The following is a 13,629-nucleotide window of genomic DNA, read 5'->3' as shown; positions in this document are numbered from 1 at the left end:
TTATCCACAGTTTCCACAGCGGTTAACACCATGACAGAGAACTACATCTATATCCCGCTCCGATCACCTCAAGGGGAAAACCTCGGCCTGCGACAGACTCGCTCGGGCGTGGGGACGCAAGGGCACTAGCATGAGTACTCCCAACAAGACCGAGGGAGCATTCGTGAAGTTCCACGTCAATCGCGATGTGTTCAGCGAGGCCGTGTCGTTCGTCGTCAAGCTCCTGCCGCAGCGCAACCCGCAGCCGATCCTTGCCGGCGTGCTGATCGAGGCCTCGGACGCAGGACTCTCGCTGTCGGCCTTCGACTACGAAGCATCCGCTCGCACGACGATCGATGCGACGATCGACGAGCCGGGCACGATCCTCGTCCACGGTCGCCTGCTCTCTGACATCGCCAGCCGCCTGCCCAACGCGCCGATCCAGATCGAGGTCGACGACGATGGGATTCTTCTGACGTGCGGTTCCGCGCGATTCACGCTCTCGTCGATGCCCGTGCAGGAATATCCCGCGATCCCCGAAGTCACGGGCGATTCCGGTCTCGTGCCGGGAGATGATTTCGCAACGGCGATCGCGCAGGTCGCGTTCGCGGCATCGCGTGACGATGTCACCCCTGTGCTCACGGGAGTGCAGCTCGAGGTGTCCGGAACCACGCTGAGCCTCGTCGCGACCGACCGTTACCGTGTGGCGCTGCGCGAGATTCCGTGGGATGGCGGCGCTGCAGCCGATGACGAGCCCGTCACAGCGCTCGTCCCCGCCCGCACGCTCACCGAGGTCGGCAAGACCTTCGCTCACTCGGGCGAGATCAAGGTCTCGTTCTCGGGATCGGGAGACCGCGAGATCATCGCGTTCACCTCGGGCAACAAGACGGTGACCTCGTTGCTGATCAAGGGCAATTTCCCGCCTGTGCGCCGGCTGTTCCCGGAGGCCACCGAGCACCACGCCGTCGTCAACACTGCGGATCTCGCCGAAGCGGTGCGCCGTGTGTCACTCGTGCTCGACCGTTCCGCACCGCTGCGGTTCACCTTCACGACGGATTCGGTGTCGATGGATGCATCGGGCACCGAGCAAGCACGCGCAACCGAGTCCGTCGACGCGATCCTGGTCGGCGAAGAGGTCACGCTCGGGCTCAACCCGCAGTACCTCCTCGAGTCGCTCGGTGCCGTGCGCAGCGAGTTCGCCCGGGTGACGTTCACGTCGAGCGACAACGCCAACAAGCTCAGCCCGATCCTCATCACCCCGCAGACCTCGGTCGACAAGTCGGGTGAGGACTCGTTCAAGTACCTGTTGCAGCCGAACCTGCTCCTGCGCTGACCCCACGCACCCGAAGGGTTGGCGGGATGGTGTCAGGGGCCGTCGTTAGGCTTGCCGGGTGATCGTGGAACACCTGAGCCTTGTCGATTTCCGCAACTATGCGGCCGCCGACGTTGCTCTCGTCCCCGGTCCGAACGTCTTCGTCGGCCGCAACGGCCAGGGAAAGACGAACCTCGCCGAAGCGATCGCCTTCCTGGCCACACTGGGTTCTCACCGCGTGTCCAGTGATGCGCCCATGGTGCGTGACGGGGCGGATGCCGCAATCGTGCGAGCGCGACTGGGTCACGGTGAGCGCAGCGTGCTGCTTGAAGCCCAGGTGAATCGGCAGGGCGCCAACAAGGCGCGCGTCAACGGCGCATCCGTCAAGCCGGCCGAGTTGCCGAGGTACGCGCAGATCGTGCTTTTCGCGCCTGAAGACCTGCAGATCGTGCGCGGTGATCCGTCGTCTCGTCGTCGCTTCGCCGATCAGCTCCTCGTTCAGCGCTCACCCCGCATGGCGGGCGTCATCTCGGACTACGAGCGCGTCCTCAAGCAGCGCACCGCGCTGTTGAAATCCGCTCGGGCCCGCGGCATCCGTGGCGACGCCCTATCCACACTCGAGGTGTGGGATGACAAGCTCGTCACGCTCGGCGTCGAAGTGATCCGCGCCCGGATCCGGCTCGCCGAAGATCTGCGCGGCCCGCTCGTGGCGGCCTACACCTCGATCGCCGGTGCTGATCACCACCCAGAAGTCGCCTGGGCGCTGTCGATCGGCGGTGGTGATCCCGAAGAGGGCGTCGACGCAGCGGCAGCCGATGATCCCGCGGACGCTCTCGAAGACCAGTTCCGCGCCGCCCTCGCAGCGAGGAGGGCGAGCGAACTCGATCGCGGGCTGACACTCGTCGGGCCGCATCGCGACGATCTGCTGCTGCGCGTGCGAGGTCTGCCGGTCAAGGGATACGCCTCGCACGGCGAGTCGTGGTCGATCGCGCTGGCTCTGCGCTTGGCGTCGGCTGAACTGCTGCGGGCTGATTCACGACTGGGCGACCCCGTACTGATCCTCGACGACGTCTTCGCCGAGCTCGACGCGGATCGGCGTTCACGACTGGCCGCGCTCGCGGGCGACTACGAGCAGGTCATCGTGACCGCTGCCGTCGATGCCGACGTGCCCTCGGCGCTGCGTGCTCGCGTCGTGCGCGTCGAAGCCGGCACAATCTTGGAGACGACCGATGTCTGAGCCGGCCGACATCCCCGACATCCCCGAAACCGTCGCGACCTATCTGCGACTGCGTGGCCTCGAGCCTTCGGCGCGGTCGTTCCGCCGCAAGAAGCGCCGCAAGACTGACGACGATCACGAGCCGTTCACCCCTGGTCGTGACCCGCGCGGGCTCGGTGATGTGCTCTCGGCGATGACGCGCGAAGCCGGCTGGGATTCGCAGCTCGCACGCGAAGATGTCGTCCGCGCGTGGGACGAAGTTGCCGGCGCCGACACCGCCCGGCACACCCGACCCGTGGCCTTCCAAGAGGGCACCCTCACCGTTCAAGCCGATTCCACGGCGTGGGCCAAACAGCTTCAGCTCATGCGTTCGCACATTCTCTCCGAGATCGTTCGCACGTTCCCCGAAGCCGGGGTCACCGCCATCCGCTTCTTGGGGCCGGACGTTCCCTCGTGGAAATGGGGTCCGAGAGCCATTCCAGGCCGCGGTCCGCGCGATACCTACGGCTGAGCCACGTCCACGGGTGGCCGATCCGATTCCATCGCGCGAGACGGGCGTAGAACGGGCGGCGACGCCCCGAAGACGATAGACTGACAGGTGCCCTCGCCATCTATCTGGAGTGCTTGAAACCAATGACGTCTGAGAATCCCGAACGCGCAACGGACACGACCGGATCGGAAGCGCGCGGCGGGGTCGCCGGAGCGTACGGCGCAGACGATATCCAGGTTCTCGAAGGCCTCGAGGCGGTGCGCAAGCGCCCCGGAATGTACATCGGGTCGACAGGCCCGCGTGGCCTCCATCACCTCGTCTACGAGATCGTCGACAACTCGGTCGATGAGGCGCTCGCCGGCTACTGCGACACCATCACCGTCACGATCCTGCCTGACGGTGCTGTCCGTGTCGTCGACAACGGCCGTGGCATCCCCGTGGATATGCACCGCACAGAGGGAAAGTCCACGGTCGAGGTCGTTCTCACGGTGCTGCACGCCGGCGGAAAGTTCGGCGGCGGTGGCTATGCCGTCTCGGGTGGTCTGCACGGCGTCGGTTCGTCGGTCGTGAACGCGCTCTCCACGCGACTCGAGGTCGAAGTCCGGCGCCAGGGATACGTGTGGCGTCAGGCGTTTCAGGACGGCGGTGTGCCGCAAGCGCCCCTCGAGCGCGGCGAAGAGAGCGACGAGACCGGCACGACGATCACTTTCTGGCCCGACGGCACGATTTTCGAGACCACCGACTTCGAGTACGACACGCTGCGCACGCGCTTCCAGCAGATGGCCTTCCTCAACAAGGGACTGCGGATCGACCTGCGCGACGAGCGCCCGGCGTCGGCATACGAGGAAGAGATCGAGCCCGGCGAGGTCGTGCTGCAGCAGCCGAATGACAGCTACCTCTATGAGCGTGGACTGGTCGACTACGTCGAATATCTCAACCACGTGCGCAAGGCCGAGCATGTCAACGACGACGTCATCGCGTTCGAATCCGAGGACGGCAACCGCAAGATCGCCCTCGAAGTGGCCATGCAGTGGACGACGAGCTACACCGAGAACGTCTTCACATATGCCAACACGATCAACACGCACGAGGGTGGCACTCACGAAGAGGGCTTCCGCGCAGCCCTCACGACGCTCGTCAACAAGTACGCCCGCGCGCAGAACCTGCTCAAGGAGAAGGACGAGAACCTCTCCGGCGATGACGTGCGCGAGGGTCTGACCGCGGTCATCTCGATCAAGCTCTCCGAGCCGCAGTTCGAGGGCCAGACCAAGACGAAGCTCGGCAACACAGAAGCGAAGGCTTTCGTTCAGAAGGTCGTCGGCGACCAGCTCGGCGACTGGTTCGGGCGCAACCCCGTGCAGGCGAAGAACATCGTGCGCAAGGCGATCGATGCCGCTTCTGCGCGGATGGCTGCCCGCAAGGCTCGCGAGACCGCGCGGCGCAAGAGTGTCTTCGAGTCGGCGGCGATGCCCGACAAGCTCAAGGACTGCTCGAGCAAAGACCCGTCGATCAGCGAGATCTTCCTCGTCGAGGGTGATTCGGCCGGTGGTTCGGCCGTTCAGGGTCGCGACCCGCACACGCAGGCGATCCTGGCGTTGCGCGGAAAAATCCTCAACGTCGAGCGTGCACGTCTGGACCGTGCCCTCGGCAACCGCGAAGTCCAAGCCATGATCCAGGCTTTCGGCACCGGCATCGGCGAGGACTTCGACATCGAGAAGGCGCGCTATCACAAGATCGTCCTGATGGCCGATGCCGACGTCGACGGCCAGCACATCACGACGCTTCTGCTGACGATGCTCTTCCGCTACATGCGCGGGCTCATCGAAGCCGGCTTCGTCTACCTCGCTCAGCCCCCGCTGTACCGCATCAAGTGGTCGAATCAGCCTCACGAGTACGTCTTCAGCGACCGAGAGCGCGACGCGCTTCTCGCCGACGGAATCGCTCGGGGCAAGCGCATCCCCAAGGACAACGCGATCCAGCGGTACAAGGGTCTGGGCGAGATGAATGCCAAGGAGCTGTGGGAGACCACGATGGACCCGTCGACCCGCACGCTCAAACAGGTGACGATCGACGACGCGGTCGCGGCCGACGAGATCTTCACGATCCTCATGGGCGAAGACGTCGAATCCCGCCGCGGATTCATTCAGCGCAACGCCAAGGACGTCCGCTTCCTCGATATCTGACCCTGCACCAGGCTCAGCGACCCGTTTACAGAGAAGAACGAGAATGACTGACGACACTTCGACAGGCGCAGCTTCCGAACGCCCCGTGCCGGCGCACGACCACGGCAAGATCGACCAGGTCGATCTGCAGTCCGAGATGCAGCGCAGCTATCTCGACTATGCCATGAGCGTCATCGTGGGTCGCGCGCTGCCTGACGTCCGCGACGGGCTCAAGCCCGTGCACCGCCGGGTCATCTACGGCATGTACGACGGCGGATTCCGCCCCGACCGCTCGTTCTCGAAGTGCGCGCGCGTCGTTGGCGAGGTCATGGGTCAGTACCACCCCCACGGTGACTCCCCGATCTATGACGCCCTCGTCCGCCTCGTGCAGCCCTGGTCGCTGCGCTATCCGCTCGCGCTGGGTCAGGGCAACTTCGGCTCGCCGGGCAACCAGGGTGCCGCGGCGCCGCGGTACACCGAGACGAAGATGGCTCCGCTCGCGCTCGAGATGGTGCGCGACATCGAAGAAGACACCGTCGACTTCCAGGACAACTACGACGGCCAGACGCAGGAGCCCACGGTGCTGCCCGCGCGGTTCCCGAACCTCCTGGTGAACGGCTCGGTCGGCATCGCCGTCGGAATGGCGACGAACATCCCGCCGCACAACCTGCGCGAAGTCTCTGCGGGTGCGCTGTGGGCTCTGGAGAACCCGGATGCCACGCGCGAAGAGCTGCTCGAGGCGCTCATGGAGCGCATCCCCGGTCCGGACTTCCCCACCGCAGCCCAGATCCTCGGCACGCGCGGCATCAAAGAGGCGTACCGCACGGGTCGCGGCTCGATCACGATGCGGGCCGTCGTCTCGATCGAAGAGCTCCAGGGACGCACGTGCCTCGTCATCACCGAGCTGCCCTACCAGGTGAACCCGGACAACGTCGCGATCAAGATCAGCGACCTCGCGCGCGAGGGCAAGATCACCGGGATCGCCGACATCCGCGATGAGACATCCGACCGGACAGGCCAGCGACTCGTCATCGTGCTCAAGCGCGATGCGGTCGCGAAGGTCGTGCTCAACAACCTGTACAAGCACACGCAGCTGCAGGACAACTTCGGCGCCAACATGCTCGCGATCGTCGACGGCGTGCCGCGCACGCTGCCGCTGGACGGGTTCATCTCGCACTGGATCGATCACCAGATCGAAGTCATCGTGCGCCGCACCACGTTCCGCCTCGCCAAGGCCGAGCGCCGCATGCACATCCTGCTCGGATACCTCAAGGCGCTCGACGCCCTCGATGAGGTCATCGCCCTCATCCGTCGCTCGCCCACGGTCGACGAGGCGCGCGAGGGTCTGAAGTCGCTGCTCGACATCGACGACGACCAGGCTCAGGCCATCCTCGAGATGCAGCTGCGGCGGCTTGCGGCGCTCGAACGGCAGAAGATCGTCGACGAGGCGAACGAACTCGAGCTGCAGATCGCTGACTTCAAGGACATCCTCGCGACTCCTGCGCGTCAGCGCACGATTGTGCACGAGGAACTCACCGACATCGTCGCCAAGTTCGGCGACGACCGGCGCACCGAGATCCTGCACGGGTACGACGGCGACATGTCGATCGAAGACCTCATCCCCGAAGAGGAGATGGTCGTCACCGTCACGCGCGACGGATACATCAAGCGCACGCGCAGCGACAACTACCGCTCGCAGCACCGCGGCGGCAAGGGCGTCAAGGGAGCCCAGTTGCGGGCCGACGACGTCGTCGAGCACTTCTTCGTGACGACGACGCACCATTGGCTGCTGTTCTTCACGACCAAGGGCCGGGTCTACCGCGCCAAGACGTACGAGATCGCCGAGGCGGGCCGTGACGCGAAGGGGCAGCACGTTGCGAACCTGCTCGCGCTGCAGCCGGGCGAAGAGATCGCGCAGATCCTCGACATCCGTGATTACCAGGTGGCCACCTACCTCGTCCTTGCGACGCGAGGGGGCCTCGTCAAGAAGACGCGCCTGGAGGAGTACGACACGAACCGTCAGGGCGGGATCATCGCGATCAAGCTCCGCTCCGACGGTTCGGATGACACCGAGGACGACGAAGACGACGACACGGCGCCGACCAACGGTTCCGATGAGCTCGTGAGTGCCCTGCTTGTCGACGAGGGCGACGACATCCTCCTGATCAGCCGGCACGGCATGTCGCTGCGGTTCTCGGCGACCGATGATGCGCTGCGTCCGATGGGACGCTCGACGTCGGGCGTCAAGGGGATGTCGTTCCGCGAGGGCGATTCCCTGCTGTCGGCGTCGGTCGTCGCCGAGGACGGATTCGTCTTCGTCGTGACCGAGGGCGGCTATGCCAAGCGCACCGCCGTCGATCAGTATCGGGTGCAGGGACGCGGCGGCCTGGGCATCAAGGTCGCCAAGCTCAACGACGATCGCGGCGATCTCGCGGGCGGTCTCATCGTCTCGGAGGACGACGAGGTCTTGGTGGTCCTTGCCAGCGGCAAGGTGGTACGCTCTGCCGTGGCCGAGGTCCCCGCCAAGGGGCGCGACACCATGGGCGTCGTATTCGCCCGCTCCGCCGCCGACGATCGCATCCTCGCGATCGCCCGCAATGGTGAACGGGGCCTGTCCGAAGACGCCGAGGCCGCTGAGCCGGTGAACGAATCCGATGAAGCCGGTGCCTCGCCCGAGATCCCCGAAGAGAGTACTGACGCATGAGCACGGTAGCCGACAAGCTTGCGAAGAAGTCCAGCCGCAAGACCAGCTCCAAGCAGGTGCGCCTGCGGCTGGTGTACATCGACTTCTGGTCGGCGGTCAAGCTGTCGTTCCTGGCGGCCATCGCGATCGCCGTCGTGACGGTCGTCTCGTTCGTGCTGGTCTACCTCGTCGTGCAGACCACGGGCCTCATCGACCGGGCTGACGAGTTCTTCGCTGGCTTCTCGGACGGCAGCTTCCTGCTCTCCAACTTCGTGAGCCTCCCGCAGGTTCTCGCGTTCGCGGCGATCGTCGCGATCCTCAATCTTGTGGCGGTCACGGTACTCGGTGCCGTGTTCGCCGGCATCTACAATCTCGCCGTCAAGGTGACAGGCGGACTCCTCGTCGGCTTCACGTCGAACTGAGGTCCGTCGATTCGTGAAAACGGCGCGATTCGGGTAACCTCTTGGAGGTTGGCCGCGCGTCATGGGTCACGATCGGGGCTATAGCTCAGGCGGTTAGAGCGCTTCACTGATAATGAAGAGGTCCCAGGTTCAAGTCCTGGTAGCCCCACAAAAACGAAAGCCCCCGGGGCCTTAGCTCAGTTGGTAGAGCGCCTGCTTTGCAAGCAGGATGTCAGGAGTTCGAATCTCCTAGGCTCCACAGGATGACAAGCGCCGCCCCTGCCCGGGGCGGCGCTTCTCGTTTAAGGTGAAGCATGGACATGCGGGTGGCCGCGTACGCGGTCGTCGTGGATCTCGATGACCGGGTGCTTCTCGCTTACTGGGTCGAGGGACGCCGCGCCTCGTGGACGCTTCCCGGCGGGGGCCTCGAGCCCGGCGAAGATCCCGAAGACGCCGCCCGCCGTGAGGTCTACGAAGAGACGGGCTACCGTGTCGCGCTCGACGGGCTGCTGGGCATCCATTCGCGGGTCATTCCGGCACGCCGGCGGCTGACCGAGTCCTCGTCGCCGCTGCACACGTTGCGCATCGTCTATCGCGCGCACATCACCGGTGGGGAGCTGCGCAACGAGATCGGCGGATCGACGGAACGAGCCGAGTGGTTTCCGCTCGCGGAGGTGCCGTCGCTGCCGCACGTCAAGCTCGTCGACATCGGCCTTGAGATGGCCGGCATCCGCTGATGGATGCCGCTAGCGGGCCTCGCTCGAGATGTCGGCGACCGTGGCGTCGTAAGCGGTGATGAGGGCGTCCGCCTCGACGAAGAGGCTGTAGCCGTGAGCGCCGGCGCCCATCGCTACGCGACGACCGAGGATGCGTTCGTCGGCGTAGACAGGCCATTCGCCGCGCGCGCCGATCGGGACGATCGTGCCGCGCTCGTAGCCGGTGGCCGCGTAGGCGACATCAGGATCAGGGAGGGTGAGCTTGTTCGCTCCGACGACGGCGCGCAGTTTGAGCCATGAGATCGATCGATCGCCGGGCACGAGGGCGTACAGATACTGCGGGCCGGTGCCGGAGCTCGTCGACGAGCGCTTCACCACGAGCGTCTTGACGATGTCAGACGGCTCAACGCCGAGAAGAGCCGCCGCTTCGGGCAGGCTCTTCGCGGCGGGCCGCTCGCGCAGGTCGATGTCCAGTCCGCGAGCGGATGCCGCTTCTCGAACCCGCGCGAGCGGATCGTTCACGCGTCGGGTGCCCGCAGCGGGTCGTCAGCGACCCACAGTTCGTCATCAGCGCGCAGTGTCTGCCACGCGGCGTACAGCACACCGGCAGCAGCGGCCACACCGAGGATGATGGCGATGACGCCACCGGCGCCCATGCCCTTCTTCTTCGGCTCCAGGGCGCTCACGCCGGCAGACAGACGTCGCGAGACGTTCTTGGCGTACTTGTCGGCCTTCTTGGAGTACTTGCCTGCGTCAGGCAGAGCGAACCCGCGACCGGCCGCGAGGCGTGCGCGGGTCTCGTTCGCGGCGTCCCACGCGGACATCGCCGATCCCACGACCGCACCGGCTGCGGGGACGACATTGTGTGCGAGCACGTTCTTGGACAGCTTGACGCCCCGGTCGACGTAGGGCGCGGCGTACTTGTCGTAGCGGGCCTGCACCTGGGGGGCGACCTGCTCGCGCCCGAAGTGTCCGAGCTGGCGTCCTGCTTCGCGGGCGACATCGGACGCTTGCCCGACGATCACCTGCTGCGACTCCCACAGGGCGTTGGCCTGCGACTGAAGCTTTCGTAGTTCCTTCTTGCGCTTGCGGCTGAGGCTCACGGGGATCCTCCCTCTCGACGGGGTCGGTGGTCTGTCCATCTTGCCAGACGCGACCCTGCCAGAGAGGTGGGGCTTGTCAACTTGTCTGCGAGAATGTACGACATGCCCCAGCACTCCGCCGTTGCCACGATCCACACCAACCACGGCGACATCGTCGTCAACCTGTTCGGCGACCACGCGCCGCGCACGGTCAAGAACTTCATCGGTCTCGCCGACGGAACCGGCTCGTGGACCGATCCGGCGACGGGCAAGCCCGGCGAAGGGCCGCTGTACAACGGCGTCATCTTCCACCGCATCATCCCGAACTTCATGATCCAGGGCGGCGACCCGCTCGGACAGGGCGTCGGTGGCCCCGGCTACAACTTCGACGACGAGATCAACGGCGAGCTGACCTTCAACCAGCCCTACATGCTCGCGATGGCCAACGCAGGCCTGCGCCGCAACGCCATCACGGGAAAGCCCGAGGGCACCAACGGCTCGCAGTTCTTCATCACGACCGATCCGACGCCGTGGCTGCAGGGCAAGCACACGATCTTCGGTGAAGTCGCCGATGCCGACTCCCGCGCTGTCGTCGACGCGATCGCCGCGGTGCCGACGGGTGCGGGCGACCGTCCCGTCGAGCCCGTGGTCATCGAGTCGATCGACATCCAGGCCGTCTGACTCCGCGCGTGCTCACCCCGTGACCTCGGCGGACTTCGCGAGGAATCGCGACAACTTCTGCTACCGGCATCCTGACCGTCAGAGCTTCGTGCTCTGCCAGCGGTGCCTGCGGACGATCTGTCCCGAGTGCCAGACCCCCGCAGCCGTGGGCGTTGTCTGCCCGGAGTGCATGAAGGCGCAGCAGTCCGCCCAGACGACGGCGCAGCGAAAGGCCGAACGCCGCTGGTCGCGCTCGCGACCGATCGTGGTGAGTGACACACGACCGCTCGCGACGTACGTGATCATCGGGATCACGGCCCTCGCCTACGTCGTCTCGCTCATCCCGGGATTCGGTCGCACCGTCGAGAACTTCCTGCTCTTCTGGGCGCCGACGCTGTACCCACCCCTCACGGGAACCTTCGAACCGTGGCGCCTCCTGACCGTCGCCCTCGTGCACTCCGGCTTCTGGCACGTCGGGCTCAACATGCTCGCGCTGTGGCTCATCGGCCGCAGTCTCGAGCCGCTGCTCGGTCGGGGCCGGTTCGTCGCGCTCTATCTGCTGAGCACGATGGGCGGCTCGGTCGCTGTCACACTGCTGTCGTTCAGCACGCCCGTGGTCGGAGCGTCGGGGGCGATCTTCGGCCTGTTCGGTGCGCTGATCGTGATCGGGCGGCACATTGGGATCAATATCGGTGGGATCGCGGTGATCCTCGGGGTGAACCTCGCGATCGGGTTCGTCCCGGGCTTCAACGTCTCATGGCAGGCGCACGTGGGCGGTCTGGTCGTGGGCCTGCTCGTGGGGTTCGTCTTCACGCGTACGCGCGCCCGGAGTCAGCAGAAGATGCAACTCCTGCTCCTCGGCGCTGTCGGCGCGGGCCTCGTGCTGCTGCTGGTCGTGCCGGTCTTCACGGTGCTGCCGCCCTACATCGGCCTGTGATCCGAAGAACTACACCGGTGTGATTCATCCCCACCTGTGGATGAACCTGTGGATAACTCTGTCTCCGCGCACGCGAAAACCGGCGTGCGCGGGTGCGGACGCCGGTTTTCGGAGCAACGAGGAGGGCGGCTAGCGCCAGCGCGTCGTCATGAGGAAGCCGATGAAGGCGATGCCGAAGCCGATCACGAGGTTCCATCCCGCGATGCCTGGAATCGGGTACTGCATGCCGCTCAAGTAGAAGACGAGCACCCAGACAAGCCCTGCGAGCATCAGACCGATCATGATCGGCTTGAACCACACGGGGTTGGGGGCCAAATCGCCCTCTGCGCGTTCGATCAACGCGTCGTCATCTCTGCCGGAACGTGCCATGTCCGCCAGTCTAGCGGCCAGCTGAGATTCAGCATGTGCTCACTACACTTCGAATGTGCAACAAGCCACAATGACGACATCGATGATCCGCCGTGCGCGGCGCCGTCGCGGCGTCTCGGTCACCGGCGTCATCGGCGAGCTGCTCATCACCGCCGGCGTCATCACGCTGCTCTACGTCGTCTGGCAGCTCTGGGTCGGTGACATGATCTACGGCGCGCAGCGGAACGCGACCGGCAATGAGACGATCACGCAGTGGGCGCAGCAGTACGAGCCGCCGGCGCCGCCTCCCGAGGGTGAGCCGCTCGCCGAGACAGCCGAGCCCATCATCCTGCCCGAACCCGCCGACACCGAGGTGTTCGGCGTCATGCGGGTTCCCCGCTTCGGCGCGGACTACGCCGTAGAGATGGCCGGCGGCGTCACCCGGGCGGGAACCCTCGACCCCATCGGCATCGGCCACTATCCCGGCTCGCCGATGCCCGGCGAGGTCGGCAATTTCGCCCTCGCCGGCCACCGCACGACATGGGGCAAGCCCTTCAACCAGGTCGCCGAGCTGCGCATCAACGATCCCATCGTCGTCGAGACCCCGGACGGCTGGTACACCTACCGCTTCCGCACACTCCAGTACGTGCGCCCCGACGAGGTCGACGTGCTGCTGCCCGTGCCGCAGGAGCTCGATGTCGAAGCGACGACGAGTTACATCACTCTGACAAGCTGCAGTCCCATGTTCTCGTTGGCCGAACGCATCGTCGCGTACGGAGTCTTCGATTCGTTCACGCCCCGCGCTGCGGGCGCCCCTTCTGCCCTGAACGAAGGAGCCTGATGTACGCCGCACTGTGGCGGGCCCTCCCCGGACCCTGGTGGGTGCGCCTGCTCATCGTTCTCGTCGCCGTCGCCGCGATCCTCTACGGCCTCGCGTTCTATGTGTTCCCGTGGGTCAGCCAGTTCGTCAACCCGCAAGAGGTCATCGTCCAGTGAGCTCGCGCGCGGTGCTCGTCGTTGACAATCACGACAGCTTCGTCCACACGCTCATCGGCTACCTGCACGAGCTCGGCGCCGCCACCGAGCTGATCGAGGCCGACCAGGTACGAAACGCCGACGACACGGTGTCCGCCTTCGCGGGCGTGCTCGTCTCACCTGGACCCGGCGCACCGGCGGGTGCCGGCGCGTCGATCGCCGTCGTGCGGGCTGCGGCGCGTCGCGGCATCCCCCTTCTGGGCGTCTGCCTCGGGCACCAGGCGATCGCCGCGGCGTTCGGCGCCCATGTCGCCGAGGCGCCCGAGCTGATGCACGGTATGACCTCGCTCGTGCATCATGACGGTTCCGCGCTCTACGCCGGGCTTGCCGACCCCTTCGTCGCGACGCGCTATCACTCCCTCGCGATCGTGCCCGAGACCCTGCCCGCTGAGCTCATCGTCACCAGTCGAACCGATGCGGGCGTCATCATGGGTATCGCGCACCGCTCGGCGCCTGTTCAGGGGGTGCAGTTCCACCCCGAGAGCGTGCTGACCGAGGGCGGCCATGGTCTGCTCGGCAATTGGCTCGCGCAGGTCGGTTACGCGGATGCCGCTGCTCGCGGCGCGGCGCTCCACCCGCGGCGCTGAGGTCAGACGCTGAGGTCAGAC

The 13,629-nt window shown here is 65.9% G+C and carries 15 protein-coding genes and 2 tRNA genes; 14 read left to right on the top strand and 3 right to left on the bottom strand.

The window, feature by feature from the left end:
• Positions 1-163 precede the first annotated feature (163 nt).
• From dnaN to AC25Y0_RS08025, 9 genes are all read left to right on the top strand, one after another.
• On the top strand, positions 164-1,312 hold the full coding sequence (dnaN, locus tag AC25Y0_RS08065; protein ID WP_488123814.1) for a DNA polymerase III subunit beta: 1,149 nt from the start codon (positions 164-166) through the stop codon (positions 1,310-1,312).
• A 58-nt stretch (positions 1,313-1,370) separates the two neighbouring features.
• Complete coding sequence (gene recF, locus AC25Y0_RS08060; RefSeq protein WP_488134485.1) at positions 1,371-2,528, top strand: DNA replication/repair protein RecF; 1,158 nt, start codon at positions 1,371-1,373, stop codon at positions 2,526-2,528.
• Positions 2,521-3,018: a DciA family protein gene (locus tag AC25Y0_RS08055; RefSeq protein ID WP_488123663.1), complete on the top strand. Its 498-nt coding sequence runs from the start codon at positions 2,521-2,523 to the stop codon at positions 3,016-3,018. Before recF ends, AC25Y0_RS08055 begins: the two co-directional genes overlap by 8 nt.
• A gap of 122 nt (positions 3,019-3,140) precedes the next feature.
• Positions 3,141-5,180, top strand: coding sequence for a DNA topoisomerase (ATP-hydrolyzing) subunit B (gene gyrB / locus AC25Y0_RS08050; RefSeq protein ID WP_488123664.1), 2,040 nt, complete (start codon positions 3,141-3,143; stop codon positions 5,178-5,180).
• A 43-nt stretch (positions 5,181-5,223) separates the two neighbouring features.
• On the top strand, positions 5,224-7,863 hold the full coding sequence (gene gyrA, locus AC25Y0_RS08045; RefSeq protein WP_488123665.1) for a DNA gyrase subunit A: 2,640 nt from the start codon (positions 5,224-5,226) through the stop codon (positions 7,861-7,863).
• Positions 7,860-8,264: a DUF3566 domain-containing protein gene (locus AC25Y0_RS08040; RefSeq protein ID WP_488134484.1), complete on the top strand. Its 405-nt coding sequence runs from the start codon at positions 7,860-7,862 to the stop codon at positions 8,262-8,264. The genes gyrA and AC25Y0_RS08040 overlap by 4 nt, the downstream gene beginning before the upstream one ends.
• 74 nt (positions 8,265-8,338) lie before the next feature.
• A tRNA-Ile gene (locus AC25Y0_RS08035) sits at positions 8,339-8,412 on the top strand.
• A gap of 17 nt (positions 8,413-8,429) precedes the next feature.
• Positions 8,430-8,502, top strand: a tRNA-Ala gene (locus AC25Y0_RS08030).
• A gap of 55 nt (positions 8,503-8,557) precedes the next feature.
• Complete coding sequence (locus AC25Y0_RS08025) at positions 8,558-8,980, top strand: NUDIX hydrolase (protein WP_488123667.1); 423 nt, start codon at positions 8,558-8,560, stop codon at positions 8,978-8,980.
• 9 nt (positions 8,981-8,989) lie between these two features.
• Here AC25Y0_RS08025 and AC25Y0_RS08020 read toward each other — a convergent pair whose 3' ends face one another.
• Together AC25Y0_RS08020 and AC25Y0_RS08015 are read right to left on the bottom strand one after the other, a co-directional pair.
• Positions 8,990-9,481 (bottom strand): aminoacyl-tRNA deacylase, encoded by a 492-nt coding sequence (locus tag AC25Y0_RS08020; protein WP_488123668.1) that lies wholly within the window; start codon positions 9,479-9,481, stop codon positions 8,990-8,992.
• Entirely contained in the window at positions 9,478-10,062 is a 585-nt protein-coding gene (locus AC25Y0_RS08015; RefSeq protein WP_488123669.1) for a DNA helicase, read from the bottom strand. The genes AC25Y0_RS08020 and AC25Y0_RS08015 overlap by 4 nt, the downstream gene beginning before the upstream one ends.
• 102 nt (positions 10,063-10,164) lie before the next feature.
• Here AC25Y0_RS08015 and AC25Y0_RS08010 point away from each other — a divergent pair, with 102 nt between their 5' ends.
• Positions 10,165-10,722: a peptidylprolyl isomerase gene (locus tag AC25Y0_RS08010; RefSeq protein WP_488123670.1), complete on the top strand. Its 558-nt coding sequence runs from the start codon at positions 10,165-10,167 to the stop codon at positions 10,720-10,722.
• A 247-nt stretch (positions 10,723-10,969) separates the two neighbouring features.
• Positions 10,970-11,638, top strand: coding sequence for a rhomboid family intramembrane serine protease (locus AC25Y0_RS08005; protein ID WP_488123671.1), 669 nt, complete (start codon positions 10,970-10,972; stop codon positions 11,636-11,638).
• 129 nt (positions 11,639-11,767) lie between these two features.
• Here AC25Y0_RS08005 and AC25Y0_RS08000 read toward each other — a convergent pair whose 3' ends face one another.
• Positions 11,768-12,007, bottom strand: a complete 240-nt coding sequence (locus AC25Y0_RS08000; protein WP_488123672.1) for a cell division protein CrgA — start codon at positions 12,005-12,007, stop codon at positions 11,768-11,770.
• Positions 12,008-12,062: 55 nt separating this feature from the next.
• Here AC25Y0_RS08000 and AC25Y0_RS07995 point away from each other — a divergent pair, with 55 nt between their 5' ends.
• The 3 genes from AC25Y0_RS07995 to AC25Y0_RS07985 are packed head-to-tail and all read left to right on the top strand — an operon-like array spanning position 12,063 to position 13,608.
• On the top strand, positions 12,063-12,827 hold the full coding sequence (locus AC25Y0_RS07995; protein WP_488134483.1) for a class E sortase: 765 nt from the start codon (positions 12,063-12,065) through the stop codon (positions 12,825-12,827).
• The gene (locus AC25Y0_RS07990) at positions 12,827-12,982 is read left to right on the top strand and encodes a hypothetical protein (RefSeq protein ID WP_488123674.1); all 156 of its coding nucleotides are present in this window, start codon (positions 12,827-12,829) and stop codon (positions 12,980-12,982) included. Before AC25Y0_RS07995 ends, AC25Y0_RS07990 begins: the two co-directional genes overlap by 1 nt.
• Positions 12,979-13,608: a glutamine amidotransferase-related protein gene (locus AC25Y0_RS07985; RefSeq protein WP_488123675.1), complete on the top strand. Its 630-nt coding sequence runs from the start codon at positions 12,979-12,981 to the stop codon at positions 13,606-13,608. Before AC25Y0_RS07990 ends, AC25Y0_RS07985 begins: the two co-directional genes overlap by 4 nt.
• The last annotated feature ends 21 nt before the right edge of the window (positions 13,609-13,629 follow it).

The organism is Microbacterium sp. Y547 (assembly GCF_057669785.1).
This window is presented reverse-complemented; position numbering and strand designations above follow the sequence as displayed.